Origin of the sequence: Nonomuraea sp. NPDC049400 (genome assembly GCF_044466425.1) — a bacterium.
Lineage (GTDB): Bacteria > Actinomycetota > Actinomycetes > Streptosporangiales > Streptosporangiaceae > Nonomuraea.
This window is the reverse complement of sequence record NZ_JBITMP010000007.1, coordinates 280,077-299,005: the sequence shown is the minus strand read 5'-3', so window position 1 is coordinate 299,005 and position 18,929 is coordinate 280,077. Positions and strand designations below refer to the sequence as shown.

At 68.4% G+C, this 18,929-nt stretch carries 19 protein-coding genes and 1 pseudogene; 14 read left to right on the top strand and 6 right to left on the bottom strand.

The features are described from left to right. The first annotated feature begins 5 nt into the window (after positions 1–5). The 11 genes from ACIBVN_RS13270 to ACIBVN_RS13220 all read left to right on the top strand — a co-directional run bounded on the left by ACIBVN_RS13270 (position 6) and on the right by ACIBVN_RS13220 (position 11,298). The gene (locus ACIBVN_RS13270; protein ID WP_397135842.1) at positions 6–1,001 is read left to right on the top strand and encodes a LacI family DNA-binding transcriptional regulator; all 996 of its coding nucleotides are present in this window, start codon (positions 6–8) and stop codon (positions 999–1,001) included. Between the two features lie 122 nt (positions 1,002–1,123). Beyond that, positions 1,124–3,460 carry a glycoside hydrolase family 2 TIM barrel-domain containing protein gene (locus tag ACIBVN_RS13265; RefSeq protein ID WP_397135840.1) on the top strand — a complete coding sequence of 779 codons (2,337 nt, stop codon included), beginning with the start codon at positions 1,124–1,126 and terminating at the stop codon, positions 3,458–3,460. Continuing rightward, positions 3,450–4,361, top strand: coding sequence for an ABC transporter permease (locus tag ACIBVN_RS13260; protein ID WP_397135838.1), 912 nt, complete (start codon positions 3,450–3,452; stop codon positions 4,359–4,361). Before ACIBVN_RS13265 ends, ACIBVN_RS13260 begins: the two co-directional genes overlap by 11 nt. Positions 4,362–4,363: 2 nt before the next feature. Beyond that, complete coding sequence (locus ACIBVN_RS13255; RefSeq protein WP_397135836.1) at positions 4,364–5,242, top strand: carbohydrate ABC transporter permease; 879 nt, start codon at positions 4,364–4,366, stop codon at positions 5,240–5,242. A gap of 34 nt (positions 5,243–5,276) precedes the next feature. Then, complete coding sequence (locus tag ACIBVN_RS13250; protein WP_397135834.1) at positions 5,277–6,896, top strand: hypothetical protein; 1,620 nt, start codon at positions 5,277–5,279, stop codon at positions 6,894–6,896. Further along, positions 6,893–9,160 carry a glycosyl hydrolase family 95 catalytic domain-containing protein gene (locus ACIBVN_RS13245; RefSeq protein WP_397135832.1) on the top strand — a complete coding sequence of 756 codons (2,268 nt, stop codon included), beginning with the start codon at positions 6,893–6,895 and terminating at the stop codon, positions 9,158–9,160. Before ACIBVN_RS13250 ends, ACIBVN_RS13245 begins: the two co-directional genes overlap by 4 nt. A gap of 166 nt (positions 9,161–9,326) precedes the next feature. Beyond that, positions 9,327–9,515, top strand: coding sequence for a hypothetical protein (locus ACIBVN_RS13240; protein WP_397135830.1), 189 nt, complete (start codon positions 9,327–9,329; stop codon positions 9,513–9,515). A gap of 7 nt (positions 9,516–9,522) precedes the next feature. Continuing rightward, complete coding sequence (locus ACIBVN_RS13235; protein ID WP_397135828.1) at positions 9,523–9,735, top strand: hypothetical protein; 213 nt, start codon at positions 9,523–9,525, stop codon at positions 9,733–9,735. After that, positions 9,732–10,394, top strand: a complete 663-nt coding sequence (locus tag ACIBVN_RS13230) for a DUF6461 domain-containing protein (RefSeq protein ID WP_397135826.1) — start codon at positions 9,732–9,734, stop codon at positions 10,392–10,394. Before ACIBVN_RS13235 ends, ACIBVN_RS13230 begins: the two co-directional genes overlap by 4 nt. A 304-nt stretch (positions 10,395–10,698) precedes the next feature. Then, positions 10,699–10,947: a hypothetical protein gene (locus tag ACIBVN_RS13225; protein ID WP_397135824.1), complete on the top strand. Its 249-nt coding sequence runs from the start codon at positions 10,699–10,701 to the stop codon at positions 10,945–10,947. 132 nt (positions 10,948–11,079) lie between these two features. Continuing rightward, positions 11,080–11,298: a hypothetical protein gene (locus tag ACIBVN_RS13220; protein ID WP_397135822.1), complete on the top strand. Its 219-nt coding sequence runs from the start codon at positions 11,080–11,082 to the stop codon at positions 11,296–11,298. Here the strand turns inward: ACIBVN_RS13220 and ACIBVN_RS13215 are convergent. From ACIBVN_RS13215 to ACIBVN_RS13190, 6 genes and pseudogenes are all read right to left on the bottom strand, one after another. After that, the gene (locus ACIBVN_RS13215) at positions 11,274–11,849 is read right to left on the bottom strand and encodes a hypothetical protein (RefSeq protein ID WP_397135820.1); all 576 of its coding nucleotides are present in this window, start codon (positions 11,847–11,849) and stop codon (positions 11,274–11,276) included. The genes ACIBVN_RS13220 and ACIBVN_RS13215 overlap by 25 nt on opposite strands. Before the next feature lie 299 nt (positions 11,850–12,148). Continuing rightward, a complete protein-coding gene (locus tag ACIBVN_RS13210) occupies positions 12,149–13,075 on the bottom strand; it encodes a CU044_5270 family protein (protein ID WP_397135818.1) in 927 nt (308 codons plus the stop codon). Beyond that, positions 13,075–13,608: an RNA polymerase sigma factor gene (locus ACIBVN_RS13205; RefSeq protein ID WP_397135816.1), complete on the bottom strand. Its 534-nt coding sequence runs from the start codon at positions 13,606–13,608 to the stop codon at positions 13,075–13,077. The genes ACIBVN_RS13210 and ACIBVN_RS13205 overlap by 1 nt, the downstream gene beginning before the upstream one ends. Positions 13,609–13,769: 161 nt before the next feature. Then, positions 13,770–14,390: a phosphotransferase family protein gene (locus tag ACIBVN_RS13200; RefSeq protein ID WP_397135814.1), complete on the bottom strand. Its 621-nt coding sequence runs from the start codon at positions 14,388–14,390 to the stop codon at positions 13,770–13,772. A 130-nt stretch (positions 14,391–14,520) separates the two neighbouring features. Continuing rightward, positions 14,521–14,616 (bottom strand): annotated as a pseudogene (locus tag ACIBVN_RS13195) (GntR family transcriptional regulator); the annotation flags it as partial. 173 nt (positions 14,617–14,789) lie between these two features. Beyond that, on the bottom strand, positions 14,790–15,704 hold the full coding sequence (locus ACIBVN_RS13190; RefSeq protein ID WP_397135812.1) for an alpha/beta fold hydrolase: 915 nt from the start codon (positions 15,702–15,704) through the stop codon (positions 14,790–14,792). A gap of 377 nt (positions 15,705–16,081) precedes the next feature. Between ACIBVN_RS13190 and ACIBVN_RS13185 the strand changes: the two genes are divergently transcribed. Genes ACIBVN_RS13185 through ACIBVN_RS13175 form a run of 3 tightly spaced genes read left to right on the top strand, consistent with a single transcriptional unit; the run spans position 16,082 to position 18,710 of the window. Further along, positions 16,082–16,903 carry a lysostaphin resistance A-like protein gene (locus ACIBVN_RS13185; RefSeq protein WP_397135810.1) on the top strand — a complete coding sequence of 274 codons (822 nt, stop codon included), beginning with the start codon at positions 16,082–16,084 and terminating at the stop codon, positions 16,901–16,903. Beyond that, positions 16,900–18,054 carry a sensor histidine kinase gene (locus ACIBVN_RS13180; RefSeq protein ID WP_397135808.1) on the top strand — a complete coding sequence of 385 codons (1,155 nt, stop codon included), beginning with the start codon at positions 16,900–16,902 and terminating at the stop codon, positions 18,052–18,054. The genes ACIBVN_RS13185 and ACIBVN_RS13180 overlap by 4 nt, the downstream gene beginning before the upstream one ends. Then, positions 18,051–18,710 carry a response regulator gene (locus tag ACIBVN_RS13175; protein ID WP_397135806.1) on the top strand — a complete coding sequence of 220 codons (660 nt, stop codon included), beginning with the start codon at positions 18,051–18,053 and terminating at the stop codon, positions 18,708–18,710. The genes ACIBVN_RS13180 and ACIBVN_RS13175 overlap by 4 nt, the downstream gene beginning before the upstream one ends. The last annotated feature ends 219 nt before the right edge of the window (positions 18,711–18,929 follow it).

The following is an 18,929-nucleotide window of genomic DNA, read 5'->3' as shown; positions in this document are numbered from 1 at the left end:
CGGCGATGGCGAAGCGTGTGACGATCAACGATGTGGCCCAGGCTGCAGGGGTTTCCCGGCAGACCGTGACCCGCGCGATCAACGGAATGGGAGAGATCAACGAGCAGACGAAACAGCGTGTCCTGGAGGCGTGCGAGCGCCTCGGCTACCGGCCGAGCCGGTTCGCCCGCAATCTCGTCGCCAGGAAGAAGACCCGCGCGATCGGCTATCTGGTCGCCTCGTTCCGCAATCCGTACTACACCGAGATCGCCGGGGACCTGCTCAACGCAGCCGCGGCTCGGGGCTGGCACGTGCTGATGGCCTCGACGGAGACGGAGGAGGAGTCGGCGGCCATGGAGATGCTGGCGGGACAGGTGGACTTGTTCATGGGCCACTTCTTCCTGCCGGACGACGACCTCGCGCAGGTCTGCCGGGGAGTTCCGCTGGTCATGGTGGATCGCCTGATGGACCGGTCCGGCATGCACTCGGTGGAGATCGATCTGCGTGAGGGTGTACGGCATGCGATCGAGGCGCTGCGAGCCAGGGGCGTACGGCACCTCGGGATGATCGATTCCGACTTCACCATGCGGGACTCGCCGACCTACCATCCCTCGCTCCGGCGGGAGTGGTTCGAGGAGTTGGCGGGCGCCGAGTCGGCACGAATGATCACGGTCGGGGAGGAGTCGCTGGCCGGTGGCGGGAAGGCCTTCGCCGAGCTCGTGGCCGCCCATCCGGAGGTGGATGCCGTGCTCGTCTACAACGACCTCATGGCCATCGGCGCCGTGCAGGCCTCGCACGCGCTGGGCATCGAGGTGCCCGGGCGGGTCAGGATCTGCGGTATAGACGGGCTGAGCCTGGGCGAGGCGGTGCTCCCGCGGCTGACGACGTTGTCGATGGGGCGTGAGGCCGTGGTGAACGCCGCGCTGGACATCGCCGAAGAGCTCGCCGCGGCCGACTTCGCCCCGCTTCCGCCTATGCGACGGGTTGTCAACCCGTGTCTGATCTGGCGCGAATCCGCCTGACGAAGTTCCCCATTGACATGGAGCCACCCCGCTCCGTAGCGTGACGTTTCCAACAGATGTCGTGATCGTTCACGGCCGTTTCGGGAACGTTCACGTCCCCTTCTCTTCGAGAGCGCGCCATCGTGCCTTCCACCTGCAAGAGTCTGATCAACCGGTCATGGAAGTTCACCTACGGAGACCCGTCCGGCGCCACCGAGCCCGGCTATGACGACAGCGACTGGTACGACGTCGGCCTGCCGCACTCCTTCGGCCAGCCGTACTTCATGGAAGCCGGCTTTTATGTGGGTCGTGGCGTCTACCGGCGGGACTTCGTCGTCGAGCACCCGGACAAGCGCGTCGCCCTGGAGTTCCAGGGCGTGTTCCAGGACGCCGAGGTCTACGTCAACGGCCATCACGTCGGCCGGCACCTGGGCGGTTACACCGCTTTCGTGATGGACGTCTCCGAGGCGATCCGGCCCGGGATCAACCAGCTCACCGTGCGGGTGAGCAACGAGTGGAACCCGCGCCTGGCGCCGCGGGCGGGAGAGCACGTCTTCAACGGCGGGATCTACCGCGATGTGTCGCTGATCGTCAGTGAGAAGGTCCGCTTCGCCTGGCACGGCACAGCGGTCACCACCGACGGCAACCGCGTCGAGATCGCCACCGAACTCGTCAACGACGGGGACACCCCCTTCGAGGGGCAGCTCGACGCCGTGGTGAGCCTGGACGGCGTCGAGCTAGCTGATGTTAGCGCTCACATCAGCCTGGAAGCGGGCGAGACCACTACCCACCGGACGCAGCTGCTGCTCGACGAAGTCCGGCAGTGGCACCCTGCCACCCCGGTCCTCTACCAGCTCGACCAGCGGCTGAGCAACGGTGAGCAGGCGAGCGCGACCTTCGGGTTCAGGACCGTCGAGTTCACCACCGACGGCGGCTTCTTCCTCAACGGCGAGCACTACCTCATCAACGGCGCCAACGTCCACCAGGACCACGCCGGCTGGAGCGACGCGGTGAGCCACGCCGGTATCCGCCGCGACGTCGCGATGATCAAGGAGTGCGGCATGAACTTCATCCGCGGCTCTCACTACCCCCACCATGAGCAGTTCGCCGCCGAATGCGACCGGCAGGGCCTGCTGTTCTGGTCGGAGCTGCACTTCTGGGGCGTCGGCGGCCACGACGCGGAGGGCTACTGGAACGCCAGCGCCTACCCGCCGCACGAGGAGGACCGCGCCGAGTTCGAGGAGAGCTGCCTGCGCGCGCTCACCGAGATGATCCGTGTCAACCGCAACCACCCCAGCATCATCGTCTGGAGCGTCAGCAACGAGCCCTTCTTCACCGACGCGGAGGTGATGCCGGAGGCCAAGAAGCTCATCACCCGCCTGGTGGACCTGGCTCACCAGCTTGACCCGACCAGGCCCGCCGCGGTCGGCGGCGCGCAGCGGGGCGGCTTCGACGAGCTCGGCGACCTGGCCGGCTACAACGGCGACGGCGCGGCCCTCTTCCACCAGCCGCCCTGGCCCAGCCTGGTCTCCGAGTACGGCAGCACCATCGAGGACCGGCCGGGCGTCTACGGCCCGCGCTACACCGACGGCGTCGAGATCGAGCACGCCTGGCGGGCCGGGATCGCGCTGTGGTGCGCCTTCCACCACGGCAGCATCATCACCGACATGAGCCGGATGGGCTTCATCGACTACTTCCGCGTGCCGCTGCGCTCCTACTACTGGTACCGCAACAAGCTGCGCGGCATCGAGCCCCCCGTCTGGCCGAGCGAGGGCACCGCGCGAGCCTTACGGCTGAGCTCCGACACCGAGACGATCGGCACGGACGGCACCGACGACGCCTACCTCCGGGTCGAACTCGTCGACGAGAGCGGCGCGGTCATCTCCGACGAACGCACGGTGACCATCGAGGTCTTGGAGGGCGGCGGCCTCTTCCCGACCGGCACCTCGATCGAGCTGCCCGTCGTAGACGGGATCGGGGCGATCGAGTTCCGCTCCCACTATGCCGGGGTCAACGTCCTGCGCGCGAGCGCCGAGGGTCTGGAGCCCGCCGCCCTCACGATCCTGGCGACCGGTGGCCCCGAGTGGACCGGTCAGCCGCGCAAACTGCCCTCTGGGCCGCCGAGCCTGCGCTACCGGCCCGGCAGCGAGCGGCTGCTGTCGGCCAACCGGCCGGTGTTCAGCAGCGGATCACCCGCTCATAACGTCACCGACTACAGCACCGAGCACGGCTGGAGCGGCGGGTGGGTCCGCGTCGACCTGGAGGGCGCGTGGCGGCTACGGCGGATCGAAGTCCGGTTCGGTGAGGGGGCCGACGTGCCGTTCGTCATCGAAACCGACGACGGCGCCCAGGTGGCGGCCGGTCTGACCGGAGGCGGCCCGGCCCGCGTGGAGCTGGACGCCCTGCTCGCCCACGAGGTTTGGGTGCGCTTCCCCGCCGGGCCGGCGGAACTGATCGAGGTGAGGGTGTATGGCCACTAGCACGCGCCTGCGGCGCATTCGCCGGAACTGGCAGCTCTACCTGCTCGTCGCGGTGCCGGTGGCCTATTTCGCGATCTTCAAGTACATCCCGATGGCCAACGCGGTCATCGCCTTCAAGGACTACAGCGTTCTGGACGGCATCTGGGGCAGCGAGTGGGTCGGCTTCCGGCACTTCCGCGCCTTCTTCGACAACCCGGTCTTCTGGACGCTGGTCAGCAACACCTTCATCCTGTCGGCCTACTTCCTCCTCGCCAGCTTCCCGATCCCGATCATCCTGGCGCTGGCGCTCAACGAGGTCCGGCGCGGGTTCTTCCAGCGGACCGTGCAGCTGGTCACCTACGCGCCGTACTTCATCTCGACGGTCGTGGTCGTCTCCATGACGATCCTCATCCTGTCGCCCAGTGTCGGGCTCGCCAATGACGCGCTGGGGCTGTTCGGCATCCCCTCGATCGACTTCCTCGGCAATCCTGACTACTTCCGGCACATCTACGTGTGGAGCGACATCTGGCAGACCGCCGGATACTCCGCCGTCGTCTACATGGCCGCGCTGGCCGGCGTCGATCCCGGGCTGTACGAGGCCGCCCGGGTGGACGGGGCCACCCGTCTGCAGAAAATCATCCACGTCGACCTGCCGGGCATCATGCCGACCGCGGCCATCATCCTGATCCTCGGCGTCGGCAACATCATGGCCGTCGGCTTCGAGAAGGCGTTCCTTCTGCAGAACCCGCTGAACCTGAGCCAGTCGGAGATCATCGCCACCTATACCTACAAGGTCGGCCTGCTCAACGCCGACTTCAGCCAGGCCACCGCGGTCGGCCTGTTCAACTCCGCCGTCAACCTCGTCCTGCTCATCGTCGTGAACAGGGTCGCCAAGCGCGTCACCGGATCGGGGCTCTGGTAACCATGATCAGGCAATCGCGGACGGACTGGCTGTTCATGGTCGGCGTCTACGTGCTGCTCGCCACCTTCCTGGCGGTCGTGCTGCTGCCGCTGCTCTACATCGTGGCCAGTTCCCTCAGCGATCCGAACGCGGTCAGCTCCGGCCGGGTCACCTTCTGGCCGGTGGACTTCACCCTGCGCGGCTTCCAGGTGGCACTGTCCGATCCGCAGATCCTCGTCGGTTTCGGCAACTCGCTCTTCTACACGGCCGTGGGAACGTTCGTCAGCGTCAGCCTCACGCTCATGCTGGCCTATCCGCTGTCCCGCAGGGATTTCGTCGGAGGCGGGCTCCTCACCCGGCTGATCGTCTTCACGATGCTGTTCGGCGGCGGCCTCATCCCCACCTACCTGGTCGTCAAGTCTCTCGGCATGATCGACACGCGGTGGGCGCTGATCGTCCCCAACGCGATCGCCGTCTGGCAGGTGATCATCGCGCGCACCTACCTGCGGCACTCCATCCCGCGCGAGCTGTTCGAGGCCGCCGAGATCGACGGCGCCAGCCACTTCAGGGTCCTCTGGTCGATCGTGCTGCCGCTGGCCAAGCCCATGATCGCGGTGATCGCCCTGGTCTACGCGATCAGCAACTGGAACTCCTACTTCGACGCCCTGCTCTATCTCAAGAGCGACGACCTCTATCCGTTGCAGCTCGTGCTCCGCAACATCCTCATCCTCAACACCCAGAGCAACGGCATGGACGTCGCCACCGCCATGGAGCGCCAGCAACTCGCCGATCTGCTCAAGTACTCGCTCATCGTGATCTCGACCGTACCCGTGCTCCTCATCTACCCCTTTGTCGCCCGGCACTTCACCAAGGGCCTCATGATCGGCTCCGTCAAGGGCTGACACACCCCCCACCTACAGACATCGAGGTATCACCGTGTCCGTCAGAGTCGTCGCAGCACTCACCGCCGGTTTCCTGGCCCTGGCCGCCTGCTCCGCTGAGGAGCCCAAGCAGGAGCAGAAGGCCGGCACCATCAGGATCTTCGCCCAGCAGAACGCCGACCAGCACCTGAGCAAAAGCCCGTTCACCAAGCGCCTTCAGCAGAAGCTCGGGGTGACCCTCACCTTCGAGACCACCACCTGGGACAGCGCCTCGGCCAAGGAGAAGCGCCAGATCTCGCTGGCCAGCGGCGATCTCCCCGACGTCTACGTGCTCATCCCGTGGGTCGACGGGTTCACCCAGTCCGAGCTGATCCGCCTGGGCAAGCAGGGCGTGGTCGTGCCGCTCAACGACCTGATCGACAAACACGCACCCAACGTCAAGAAGACGCTGGACTCGATTCCCGACTTCAAGCGGCTGGCGACCGCGCCCGACGGGAAGATCTACGGCATGCCGCAGTGGAACGACTGTTTCCACTGCTCCTATGCCGCCAAGCTCTGGATGAACTCGGCCTGGCTGAAGAAGCTCGGACTCAAGCAGCCCACCACCCCCGACGAGCTGCGCGAGGTGCTGCAGGCGTTCAAGACCAAGGATCCCAACGGCAACGGCAAGGCCGATGAGATCCCGATGAGCGCGAGCACCGCCAACCCGCTCCTGCCGTACCTCATGAACGCCTTCATCTACGACCCGCAGGGCAGCCCCGACTACGGCTCCACGCTGGCGGTCAACGCCGGCAAGGTGCAACTGCAGCCCATGCAGCCCGGCTGGCGCGAGGGCCTGCGCTACATCGCGGGGCTGTACAAGGACGGCCTGATCGACCAGGCGGCCTTCACCCAGAACGGGGACGCGATGAAGGCCAAGGGCGACAAGGCAGGGGCGAGCATCGTCGGCTCGGCGACGGTTATGCATCCGGCCCAGCTGGTCACCATCGGCCAGAAGGACCGCCGCGACAGGGACTACGACGCCGTGGCCCCGCTCACCGGCCCGTCAGGCACGCAGTACGCCACCTACACGCTGCCCAGCCTGCCCGGCGGCACCTTCGTCCTCACCTCCAAGGCGAGCGAGGCGACCCAGATCGCCGCGATCAAGATGCTGGACTACATCTTCACCGAGGAGGGACACCGGTATGGCGAGTTCGGCGAGGAGGGTGTCGGCTGGGAGAAGGCGGGCCCCGGCGACGTCGCGCTCGACGAGAGCCTCAAGCCGTCGTTCAAGACACTGACGCAGCCCGAGGGGGTGGAGGGCGGCTGGGGGCCGGCGGCGCAGTACAACAGCACCAAGGAGTTCCGCAACGCCCAGGTGGCATCGACGCACATCTACGACCAGGCGGGCTACGAGCGCCGCCTCTTCAAGGCCACCGAGCTGTACGCGGGCAAGGAACCCAAGGACCAGATCTTCCCGGTCTGGCACATCAAGATCGCACCGGAGCAGGCAGGCGAACTGGCCACCCTGCAGACCAACATCGACAACTACGTCAACCAGTCCAGCCTGCAGTTCGTCACGGGCCAGAAGAACATCAACGACGACGCCGCCTGGCAGGCTTTCCTCGACGGGCTCAACGGCCTGGGCGTGACCCGCTACCTCCAGATCCAGCAGAAGGCCTACGACGCGCTGTGACGACACGACATCTCCTCCGGCTGCACGAACCCGCCGCCGATTTTCACGACGGATTCCCGCTCGGCAACGGCCGGCTCGGCGCGATGGCGTACGGCAGGCCGGAGGTGGAGCGTTTCGACCTCAATCTCGACACCTTCTGGTCGGGCGGCCCCCTGCCGCCCGAGCAGGGCCCCTCGCCCGCCGCTCTGCTGCCGGAACTGCGTGCGGCGATCGCCGCGGGCGACTTCGAGCGCGCGGACCAGCTCGGCCGCCGCATGCAGTCAAGCGGCTGGACCCAGGCCTACCAGCCGCTGGGGTTCATCGAATGGCGCCACACCTCCGGCGGGGAGCCCTCCGGCTACCGCCGCGAGCTCGATCTCGCCCGGGCGGTGACCACCGTCAGCCACGACGGCGGGCAGCTGATCAGCTTCGTCTCCGCTCCTGCCGGCGTGCTGGTCGCCTCGGCTCGCGAGCCGCTTGAACTGCCCGCATTCACCTCACCCCACCCGGTCGAGGTGATCCGTGACGGCGAGTGGCTCACGATCACCGGCCGGGCGCCCGCGAACGTGCTGCCCGATTACGTCGACCGGGAGCCCGCCGTCGTCTACGGCGCCGACGCACCCGACCGCGACGGCACGGTGGCCGCCGGCATGGGCTTCGCCGTCGTCATCGCCGTCCAGAGCACCGGATCCGGCGAGGTGCGGATGGTCGCCGCGGCCGCCGACGGTTTCCGCGGCCATGCCGTACGGCCCAGCGCCGACACCGCCGAGCTGGCCCGGCAGGCGCGCCGGCAGGTCGAGGCCGCACTGGCCAGGAGCACGGCGGAGTTGCTCGCTGAGCACGAGGCCGACCACCGCGGCTACTTCGACCGGGTCGATCTGTCGGTGCCCGACGAGCGCGCCGAGCTCTACTACCACTTCGGCCGCTACCTGCTGATCTCCAGTTCCCGTCCCGGCACCCAGCCCGCCAACCTGCAGGGCATCTGGAACGCCGACGTGCGGCCCGGCTGGAGCAGCAACTACACCACCAACATCAACCTCCCGATGAACTACTGGCCCGCCGAGCCCGCCGGCCTGCCCGAGCTGCACCAACCGCTGTTCGAGCTGATCGGCGGCCTGCTCGATACCGGCCAGGACTCGGCCCGGCACTACTACGGCGCCGCCGGAGCCACCACTCACCACAACACCGACCTGTGGCGCTTCAGCGCCCCGGTCAACGGCGATCCGCAGTGGGCCAACTGGTCCTCCGGCCTGCTCTGGCTCACCGCCCACCTCTGGGACCACCTCGAGTACGGCGGAGCACCCGAGCTGCTCCTGCCCGCTCTGCGCAGCGTCACCTCCTTCGCGCTGGACTTGCTGGTTCCCGACGCCCACGGCAAGCTGGTGATGAGCCCGTCGACCTCGCCGGAACACCATTTCCTCACCGAGGCAGGCAATCCGGCGGCCATCTCGGCGGGCGCGGCCATGGACCAGGAGCTCGTCCGCGAGGTCCTGACCCGTTACTGCTCGCTGGCCGACGACGAGCTCGCCGAACGCGCGGGGAAGGCGCTGTCGCAGCTGCGTCCGGTCGCGATCGACGGCGAACTGCTGGAGTGGTATGACCGGCGGCCCTCCCAGGAGCCCGGCCACCGCCACCTGTCCCACCTCTACGGCCTCTACCCCGGCACCCGGATCACCGAGTCGGGGACGCCGGACGACTTCGAGGCGGTACGGCAGGCGCTGGCCACCCGGCTGCACCACGGCAGTGGACACACCGGCTGGAGCCAGGCGTGGATCCTGTGCCTGGCCGCCCGGTTGCGCGACCCGGAACTGGCCGAGCGCTCGATCGCGATCCTGCTCGACGAGCTGGGCTCCGTCTCGCTGCTGGACCTGCATCCCCACGGCGGCCGGCCGTCGGGCTACATCTTCCAGATCGACGGCAACTTCGGCGCTGTCGCGGGGATGACCGAGTTGCTCGTGCAGAGCCACGAAGGCACGGTCAGCCTGCTGAAGACGCTGCCGGGGAGCTGGGACACGGGGTCGGTGCGCGGCATCCGCTGCCGCGGCGGCCACACCGCCTCCGTGGCTTGGTCGGCTGGTGTGCCCACCTGGGCATCGATCACCGCGGGGGCGGACGGCCGGCTCATCGTCGAGGTGCCCCGCGACACCCCGCCGCTGACCGTCACCTGCGGCGAGCGACACGTCCCGGCCCGGGAGATCCCCGGCGCGCTCGCGGGGCGCCGCTGCATGGCCTGGGACGCGACCGCGCTCACCCACTACACGCTCGTCCCCAGGGGTTCCCTGTGAACGCTCGCGCGACCGGCCACTGAAGACGCCGCTGCCCAGGTTCGCAGCCTGGAACGGCGACGATGCGTTCTGGTGGCCCTCACTCCGCACCGAGGCAGGACGCGCGCGTGTAAGACACCCGCCGGCCTGCCGCCGGTGAGCTCGGCACACGATCAAGGTGCTGGACGTGATCCTGGCACTGACCGGAGGCGGCACGGCCAACGCCAGCCAGACGATCGCGACGCAGTCGTACCAGCTGTCGTTCACGCGGTTCGACTTCGGTCAGGGCGCCGCGCTCGGCAACATCCTGATCGCGATCTCCCTGGTGTTCGCCGTCTTGTACTTGCGCGCCAACCAGCGTGCCATGGAGGGGTGAGGTCGGCATGGCACGTCGTGACAAGCGCGGCTGGGGCAGCACCGTCGCCGGGATCGCCATCCTCGCCGTGCTGCTGTTCCCGCTCTACTGGATGGTCAACGTCTCACTGCAGCCGGGCGGGCCTCCAATCTTCAGTGGCACGGGACAGCGGCCTGGTGGAGCCGTCCCAGCGAAGACCGGCGATCTTGTCGGTGAGGTCTGGCAACGTTTCGTGGCATGACGACCGACCTCCTCGCTCCCTACCGGTGGTTGCAAGGCCCTGATGGGAGTCCGCAGAACCCCCTGGGTGACATCTACTGCGTGTCATTCTTTGGCGAGCTCGACCCCGTGGAGGTGCTGCGCAGGTTCGGCTCCAAAGAGGCGTCCGGGCGGGAAATGACCTTCCGGGAGCTGGACGAGGAGGTGTTCGAGTTCGTCGAGGAGACCGGCGGCGGGCAGGGTGGTGGTTACGTCGGGGTGGTCAAGGCCGGTACCTGGAGCGTGGCCATCGAGCTATGGGGCTGGTGCGCGACATCGTGGGAGACCGCGACCATGCTGTCCCGCGGGTGCGAGATGGTGGCTGTCGGGCGGCACGACTACGCCGAGGATTCATTCATCTATGCCGTCGACGGCACGGTCGTCACCAGCTTCACCCCGAGCCGGCCATGCGATCGGCACGGCGGTGACGCCAATCGGCTCAACGAGCTGATGCATGCGGTCGGGCTGCCGCCGCAGGAGCCTGAAGACGACGCGAAAGGGGAGGAGTTGTGGGATGACTTGTCAGAACACGGCCTGGCCCGGGTGTTCGCGCTGGCGGCCAGAATCACCGATGTGTCGCTGACCCCGAATCTACTCGACGGTCCCCTACTCGTCGGCGCCATCGACGAGGGCCTCAGCTAGAGCTAATAGTCGGATTTCAGGGCGGATATCGCATCAAGGCTCGTTGCGCGGCCCTTGCCGTTGAGCGCTATCCGAGGATGGAGTGACAGGCCCAGTTACGGATTCAAAACTCGGGACGGGAAGGCGGGAACCGTTCGTCACACTTCGCGGCGATCCACGGCACCGCTGGCTTCCTGTCTCTGGCTCGTGGGTCGTTGTTTCCGCTCTTCCTCGCGCAGTCCGCGGGAACCGCGGTCTTCGTTGGCGGAGCCAGCGGCTCATTTCGATGGCGCTGGCGCGGCACAGCCGGGAGCGCTGATCGGCGATGGGGCCTTGGCGATTTCACCTTGCTCCTCGACGCGTTGGGGGTTGGCCGGGGGCGTGGTCGAGGGCAGCGCTCGCGCCGAGGGCGTCAGCGGCGGACTGGCCGGACCTGCTGGCGTACTTCAAAGGCTTCTACGGCAACGACTTCTTCGACTGGGAGAACGACGTGATCTATTACCGGCTGCATCCGCACTGGATGACCGTCTACGCCCCCGATCTCGCGAAGCTCACTACGGCGTCCCGGTCCTGATCCGCAGCGCCCCTTGCGCATGCCCGCCCAGCTTGAACTGATCGTGAACAGAATTGCTGAACACTTGTTTTCGGGCGCGCCCTTCCAGCATGATCATGGTGTATCGCTTCCCGGGTTTCAAAGGAGGAACGAATGCGTCTACGTGCAGGGCTCCTGGTAGCCGGCATGGCCGCCGCGATCGTCAGCGCACTCGGCGTCCCTGCTTCTGCTCAGACGGCCGCCTGGACGTACATCGGCGTGTACACCAGCAAGTACAAGTGCGTCGACGCCGGCCAGATGTGGGTCCGTGAGGGTTGGAACGAGTACGAGTGCTCGGGGAGCGGCACCTACTGGGAACTCTGGGTCCGGTAGGCACTTGACGCCATCGCTCGCTTGACCCATGCACGCGGCCCGCACCGGCTGGAGGACGCGGCGCCCGGGCCGGCCTCCGCCGCGACGGGCTCACCCGGCCGGGCAACCGTCGGGTAACGGCCGTCAGGCCCCTGGATTGAGTCCTGCCGGATGGCCTGGCCCGCCGCGCGGTGCTCGGCGGCGGCGGCCGGGTCCGTCTCGTCGGACACGGCCGCGCCCCGAACCGTCGACGGCGGACGGCCCAGACCGGCGGCGATCCGCCGATGCCCCACGCCCCTGGCCTTCGCCTCCAACGCGGCCCCGACCACCTCGACCCCGTCAGCCCGCCGCAGCAACCCCGTGACCGGCAGCAACACCTGCGTCCGGGCGCACGAGCTGCATCGCGTCCGCCGAGGCTGCGCCTCGATCAGCGCCTCGCCCATGCCCCGCAGCCGGCGTCGACGCCCGCCGCAGCCCCACCCGGTCAGCGCTCCCGCGCACGACGGGCATGTGATCTCGCCTGCTCGTAATCGCCGCTCGACCTCAGCCGCGTCGACCTCTACCGTGATCAAGGTGCCTCCGGGCACACTCGCACGGCGCTCACGAAGTCGCCGCCAATCGATACCGGGAGGGCCGTTGCCATGTGACTCACGTCACTCAGAACACGGCCACCGTGACGGCCGACCTCTCGATGATCAACCAGGACGATCCGATTGATCTCCTAGGGGTCCCGGTAGTTATCGCCGAAAGTCCAACGGACATAGGTCTGACCTGCATGGATAGATCTTGGCTCGCCGTCCAGTGATCGTGTTCTCAGAAAGTGTCACCAGCCTCGTTGGTTTGCCGCCATTACTGCCGGGACCCCGACGCGTCATGAGAAGGTCGACTCCTTCGGCGCTGGGTCGTCGGTCCAGCCCAGCCGCTTGATCACATACGCCGAGGACCCGTCACCCTCCTGTATGGCGAGCAGTTGCCCGCTGTCCCGATCGATGATGATCTGCTGACGGGTGGGCGCTTCGCCGTAGGTCAGTGCGACCCCGATGCGGCCGTCGATGTCGGTGACGTCGTTCTCAACCCGCACACCCGGCAGGCCGGCGAGCACGCGGTAGAGCGCGGCCCTGGTGGCAGGGGTGCTCTCGACGTCGAGAAGGAGCCATTTGCTCGCCCCCCACAGCCACGCCTCTGGGGTCTCCTTGTCGTTGGCCCGCAGCATCTCGGTCTTGAGCGCCTCGGGTTCGGTGGGCAGTTCCGTCACTGGCTTGATCGTCATCTTCAGCGGGGTGAAGTAGGTCTTTCCCGACAGGCAGCCGTCGCACAGGTCGGGCGAGCCCGCGTCCTTCCACGCCTGTGCGTCAGCGGGCGTGAGCGGTTTGGCGGAGACGGTTCCGCGCTGTGTCCGATACCCGCGTTGCCGGCTCGCCCACAGCACGTCCCTGACCCGCTCCTCGACGGTGTAGGTCGCGGTCTTCATTCGCGCCACTTGCACCATCTCCCGCCGCCACCACGCCCCGGTTCCCGGGGGCTGGGCGGCCAGCCGGTCGGCCGCTGCGGCAAGCACCGCGTCCGCCTCCGGCACCGCAGCCGTCTGGACGTCCGCCCCGCCCAGGAGAGGCACCGCCACGAAGCCCCCGGCTATCACCGCGCTGACCGCCACCGCCGCGAGCATCACCTTGGGCCAGACCGGCCGGTGCCGCCGCCGGGCGGCGCCCAGCATCCGGGCGCGGGCGGCGATCACCGTGGCGTGGTCGGCGGGCGGCACCTGCGGCATCATCTCGTCGATGAGCTGGAATTCCTTCATCACACCTCAACTCCCAATGCGTCACGAAGCTTGGTTCTGGCCCGGCTGAGCCGGGAGGCGACGGTGCCGTAGGCGATGCCGAGCGCCGCCGCCACCTCGTCGTAGGTCAGTTCGCCGTAGGCAACGAGCAGCACCACGTCGCGCTCACCGCGCGACAGCCCGGCCAGTGCGGCCGAGAGTTGCCGTACGGTCACCCGCGCCGCGACCCGATCCACCACCCGCTGGTCATGGCTGTCCTCGTCGGCAGGCGGCCCCGACCTGGCCAGTGCCCGGTATCGCCGCAGCTCGGCACGACGGTGCCGGCCGATGAGTTTGGTGGCGACGCCGTACAGCCAAGGCCTGATGCCGCCTTTGGCGGCGTCGAAGCCGTCACGCTGGCGGAAGGCGATCAGGAAGGTCTCGGCGGCGAGGTCCTCGGCGACGTCGAGGTCGAGGCGGCGGCCGATGTAGCTGCGAATCTCCTCGTAGTGGGCATCGAAGACGGCAGAGAATCGCTCGGGATCGGCGACCGCTCCGTCGAGGAACGTGGTCATGCATGGGTCTCTCTCGCCGGGAATGTCGAACACTAGTGATTGCCCGGTCGCCGCCAACCCTTCCATGTGAGTTTCACAGCCGCTCGGCGAGTCCCGCATCGAGATCTCATGCTCACGGCGGCGCCGCACACGAAACCGGACACGCCCAACCCACCCATCGGTCAAAGATCAACGCCATCAACGACCGACAACCCTGCTATGTCCTCATGCAGAGTGGCGCGGAACAATCGCTGAGGCGTCCGGTACAACACACCTTGGGGACAGTGAACGTGCCGGCACCGCCACCGGGGAGTAGTCCCGCGGTCGCCATCGACTCCTACCGCTCGACTTCGGGCAGGTGCGTCTTGGCGTCGTCGTAGGAGGCATCGGCGGTGACCTTGGCGGGCCGCCCTGAAAGGGATCCCGATGCCCGTACAGAGATCCCACTTGCGCGGCCCCCACGCGAACGCCTCGAAGTCGAGCAGGATCACCCGTCCATCCGCTGCACGGCGCAGCAGGTTGCTCTTGTGGCCATCGCCGTGAACATGCCCGGCGGGCAGGGCGAAGTTGATGCTGCTGTACTCGGCGTACAGGTCCTTGACCCGCTGGCGGAGGAACTCGAGATCCTCGTCCGCGACGTTGCCGGCGCTGTTCAAGCGGTCCTCTACGCGCGCCAGTGGGTCGAACAGCGGCAGGACCAGATCCACCGGCTTGGGCACATCGTGCAGCTGTCTGAGAATCACCGCCAGGTCGACGAACCCCGGAGTCGGTCCGGATCCGTCCACGTGGCGCCAGAACGTCACTACCCGGCTTTCGTGAACGGTTGTCTGGGAACTCGCCGGCCTTGATGGCGACGCGCAGTTGGTTGGCCACGTCCTCGTAGCGCGTGGCAGGCTTCGCACCCTCTGCGGGCTGCCCCTGCACTCTCCGACCGCGGCCCATCTGACTTACGACGAGGCCCTCGCGTTCCAGTTTCGTGAGTGCTTGCCGCACGGTGCCGCGAGCAACGCCGTACGTCCGCATGAGCGCCGTCTCAGACGGGGATCATCCCGCCTGGCGGATGTTCACCACTGGCGAGCCGCTGGCGGAGGTCGCTGGCCAACGTGGCGTAGGCGGGCTGAGCCTATCGCCTGCCGCAACTGAGACGCCTCACCGCCCGCGCGGCCGAGCGCCCGGCAGCCTGAAGCATCGCAACCGGCGGGTTATCCACCCTGCGCTTGACGTGCGGCCTGCGCGGCGACGCGCTCGATGGCCTGGACGGCGACATCGGGCTGGTCGAGGTAGATGTAGTGGCCGCTGTTCTCGGCCGTGCTCAGCTTGCTACTGCTGGACAGCGCGAGCCACTTGCGCTGGCCCGCGGTCCACGCCTGCTCCAGTCGCGGCCCGTACTCGGGGACCGCCGCGAGGTACGGCTTGCCGTGCTGGATCACCTCCACCGGGATGTTCCCGGCTGAGGTGACCTTGCTGTCGGTGATGACGAGCTCCTCCGGGTTATGGCCCTTGAATATCGCGAGGTTCTGCGCGCGCAATTCGGCCGCCGGTCCCCTGGCGGATTCGGGGATCGACTTGGTGATATCGGCCAGCATCGTGGGCGGTGTGGCGTCCATCAGGACCAGCCCCTTGACCCGGTCCTGGTGGTCGGGTGTGTACCTGGCTGCGATGAGCCCGCCCAGGGAGTGCCCGGCCAGGACGACCGGACCGTCATCGGCGACGCGGGCGAGCACGCCGGTCAGGATCTTGCCCGTGCTGGAGAAGTCCTGTGGGCCGTCCGGCTGGTCGCTCGCGCCCGCTCCGAGCCGGTCGTAGGAGCAGACCCGGTTCTTCTTGCTCAGCGTCTGCTGGAGGGCGGCCAGCTTGTCCAGCCCATCGCCTGCTCCGTGCATCAGGATGATGACCGGCTGGCCTTTCTCCGGGTCGCCGGAACAGGACACGTTCACCGATCGGCCCGCGACATCGATCTTTTCGGTCCCGGAGATCGGGGCGGCATCGGCTGTCCGTGTGGCGGGGGCGAGGGGGTCCCAGTTCTCCATCGCGTCACCGTCGCAGCCGGCGACCCCCATGCCGAGCGCGGTGCAGCACAGCGCGGCCGCGACGGATGTCTTGATCTTGCGGAGCATGAGGTCCTCCAGTGAGGGAGTCGACGCCGGGATGATGCGCACGGCGGTGTAGCGGGAAACGCAGATGGAGCGTCGTGGCCGCGCTGTAACGCTACGGATCGGGCGGTCCGAGATCGTCCCCGCGCGGTGGACATTCGCCGGTAGCTCGTGCGAGGGACAAGTGCGGTCTGCCGGGCAGGGCCGCGATCGCCGCGCTCTAACGTCCGGTGCGGACGTCGCGGCGGCGTCGTACGACGAATCGCATGCGCGCCTGTCCCCCGTGCGAGCTACTCGCGAATGTCCACCGCGCGGGGACGATTTCAGACCGCCGGATCTCTAACGTTTCCCGGCGTGGCGGCGGCGCTCCGCCGCGGAGTCCTCCACGTAAGAGAGTCGTCATGCGGTTGTTGAAACAGCTCGTCCCCGTCGCGGTAGTCGCCTTCGCCGGCGGCATGATCGTGGGCGCGGTGCAGGGAAGCCCGCTCCTCACCCTGCTCCTCGGCGTCGCGACGGCCGTGCTCGCCGTATTCGTGTACGTCCGGATGGTGCGCTGGTCTGAGCGCCGCGCACCGGTCGAGGTGGTCGCGAAGGGCGCCGTCGCCGCTATCGTCCGCGGGATGCTGATCGGTGTCGGGATGTTCGCGGCCGTCATCGTGAACATCGCCTTCCTGGGCGGCTACCGGATCGACGGTATGGGCTCGGTGCCGGGCGCGGTCGGGCTGGTCGGGTTCATGGCCGCCGCCGCGGTGACGGAGGAACTGCTGTTTCGCGGCATCCTGTTCAGGATCGTCGAGGAGCGCACCGGGACGTGGATCGCGCTGGCGCTGACCGGCCTGCTGTTCGGCCTGTCGCACCTGTTCAACCCGCACGCCGACCTGTGGGGCGCGATTGCCATTGCGATCGAGGCGGGCGGCATGCTCGCCGCCGCCTACGCCGCCACCCGCACCCTGTGGGTGCCGATCGGTGTGCACTTCGGCTGGAACTTCGCCGCGGCCGGCATCTTCGGCACCGAGGTCTCGGGCAACGGCGCGTCGCAGGGCCTGCTGCACGGTGTGACGTCGGGCCCCGCCCTGCTCACCGGCGGCGAGTTCGGACCGGAGGCGAGTCCGTACGCGGTGGTGTTCGGCCTGCTGCTGACGGTCGGGTTCATGTGGCTGGCCCGCCGGCGCGGCAACGTGGTCCCTCTCCGGCGCGGCGCGACCGTTACGCTCGCCCAATGATCGAGCGACGACGAGTCACCGACCTGTGGCGGCGGTCCGACGTCACGGTCCGGGATTTACCGTTCGGGCTGCTGATGGCCGCCGTATCGCTCCTGCCGGCGCTCCACGGCAAGGGGACGCAGGTCGGCGACCTGCCGGCCCGCCCCTTCGACGCGCTGGCCATCGTGGTGATTGCCCTGGAGTGCCTTCCGCTCGCTGTGCGGCGGCGGTGGCCGGCAGTCTGCCTCGTCCTGGTGTCGCTCGGCTTCGCCCTCGACCAGATCCGCGCCTACCACGTGTTCGCGAGCAACGCGATGCCCATTGCGCTCATCAGCGCGGGCGCCCACCTGGAGCACGGCCGACGCGTCACCGTGGTCCTCCTTTCCATGGCGTACGTGCCGCTGGCGCTCGCGCTCGGCCGGCTCGGCGCGACCGAGAGGCCGGAAGGGTACGTGGTGTTCTACCTGGCACTGGCTCTCGCGTGGGGCATCGGGGCCTGGCTGCGCTCCACCCGCGCCGCCGAGGCCGAACGCCGCCGCCACGTCGCCGAGGCCACTCGCGCCGCCGAACGCACCCGCATCGCCCGCGAGCTCCACGACGTCGTGACCCACCACGTCACGGCGATGGTCGTACAGGCCGAGGCCGCACGCTACCTGACGGCCGCGCCCGATCGCCTCGACGCGACGTTGAGCGCCGTCACCGACACCGGCCGGCGGGCCATCACCGATCTGCGGCACATGCTCGACCTGCTCAAAGCCGATCACGACACCGACGTCAGCATGCCCTCCGCGGGTGAGCTCCACACGCTCGTGGAGCAGACCCGACGAGCCGGGCAGCCGGTGGAGCTCACCGAGGAGGGCAGGCCGGCGGAATCGGCGGGCAGCGCCGAGTTCGTGACCTATAGGGTCGTGCAGGAATCCCTGACGAACACCCTTAAATACGCCTACGGCAGCCCCACCGCGGTCCGGGTGCGCTACGGCGAGAAGGAAATCAGCGTGGAGGTCAGCACCGACGGCCCCGGCTCCCGGGCCGCCTCTCCCGGCGGGAGCGGACGCGGCCTGGCCGGGCTCCGCGACCGGGTCGAGGCCCTCGGTGGCGAGTTCAGCGCCGACCGGCAGGCGGGCGGCGGCTTCCTCGTCCGGGCCCGCATCCCCGCCGAGAACCCGTCGTGACGACACCGATCCGGGTCCTGATCTCCGACGACCAGGCGCTGATTCGCACCGGCTTCGCCACCATTATCGACGCCCAGCCCGACCTGGAGGTGGTGGGCGAGTGCGGCGACGGCCGCGCCGCGGTCGACCTCGCCCGCCGGCTCGACCCCGACATCGTCGTCATGGATGTGCGCATGCCGATCCTCGACGGCATCGAGGCGACCCGCCTGCTGGCCGGCGCCGGGGTGACGGACCCCGTCAAGGTGCTCGTGGTGACAACGTTCAACCTGGACGAGTACGTCTACGAGGCGCTGCGCGCGGGGGCGAGCGGCTTCCTGCTCAAGGACGCCCCACCGGCGCAGCTCCTGCACGGCATCCGCACCGTCGCCTCGGGCGCCGCGCTGCTGGCGCCCGAGGTGACGCGGCAGCTCGTCGGCCGGTACGCCTCCCGGATCCGCCCCGCCGAGGCCACGCCGGACGACGTCCCGCTGACCCCGCGCGAGCTGGAGGTGCTGCGCCTCATCGCCGACGGCCAGTCCAACAGCGAGATCGCCGCCACGCTGGTGATCAGCCAGGAGACCGTCAAGACGTACGTGTCACGCATCCTCACCAAGCTCGACCTGCGCGACCGCGTGCAGGCCGTGGTCTACGCCTACCGCCGAGGCCTGGCGACCTGAGGCACACCGCCCGGAAACTTCGATGGGGCGAACGCCGCAGACGTCAGGAACGGTCCGTGGCCCTGCTCGACCATCAGCGCGCGGCCGTCGGCCCGGTCCGGCGTGTACACGCGACCAGCGGGCCGAGCCGACGTCGAGCAGGTTGAAGAGCTGATCGAGCTGCTCGCGGCGTCCCGACCGGCGAGCCCCGGTTCCTGCGCCCCGGCTTTGGCCAGGCCG

Excerpts from the sequence above, each read along its gene's own strand:
- ACIBVN_RS13230 (WP_397135826.1), top strand. The coding sequence starts at position 9,732 with ATGACGACCGACCTCCTCGCTCCCTACCGGTGGTTGCAAGGCCCTGAT.
- ACIBVN_RS13185 (WP_397135810.1), top strand. The coding sequence starts at position 16,082 with ATGCGGTTGTTGAAACAGCTCGTCCCCGTCGCGGTAGTCGCCTTCGCC.
- ACIBVN_RS13255 (WP_397135836.1), top strand. The coding sequence starts at position 4,364 with ATGATCAGGCAATCGCGGACGGACTGGCTGTTCATGGTCGGCGTCTAC.
- ACIBVN_RS13205 (WP_397135816.1), bottom strand. The coding sequence starts at position 13,608 with ATGACCACGTTCCTCGACGGAGCGGTCGCCGATCCCGAGCGATTCTCT.
- ACIBVN_RS13180 (WP_397135808.1), top strand. The coding sequence starts at position 16,900 with ATGATCGAGCGACGACGAGTCACCGACCTGTGGCGGCGGTCCGACGTC.
- ACIBVN_RS13260 (WP_397135838.1), top strand. The coding sequence starts at position 3,450 with ATGGCCACTAGCACGCGCCTGCGGCGCATTCGCCGGAACTGGCAGCTC.
- ACIBVN_RS13220 (WP_397135822.1), top strand. The coding sequence starts at position 11,080 with ATGCGTCTACGTGCAGGGCTCCTGGTAGCCGGCATGGCCGCCGCGATC.
- ACIBVN_RS13270 (WP_397135842.1), top strand. The coding sequence starts at position 6 with ATGGCGAAGCGTGTGACGATCAACGATGTGGCCCAGGCTGCAGGGGTT.
- ACIBVN_RS13210 (WP_397135818.1), bottom strand. The coding sequence starts at position 13,075 with ATGAAGGAATTCCAGCTCATCGACGAGATGATGCCGCAGGTGCCGCCC.
- ACIBVN_RS13235 (WP_397135828.1), top strand. The coding sequence starts at position 9,523 with ATGGCACGTCGTGACAAGCGCGGCTGGGGCAGCACCGTCGCCGGGATC.
- ACIBVN_RS13225 (WP_397135824.1), top strand. The coding sequence starts at position 10,699 with ATGGGGCCTTGGCGATTTCACCTTGCTCCTCGACGCGTTGGGGGTTGG.
- ACIBVN_RS13190 (WP_397135812.1), bottom strand. The coding sequence starts at position 15,704 with ATGCTCCGCAAGATCAAGACATCCGTCGCGGCCGCGCTGTGCTGCACC.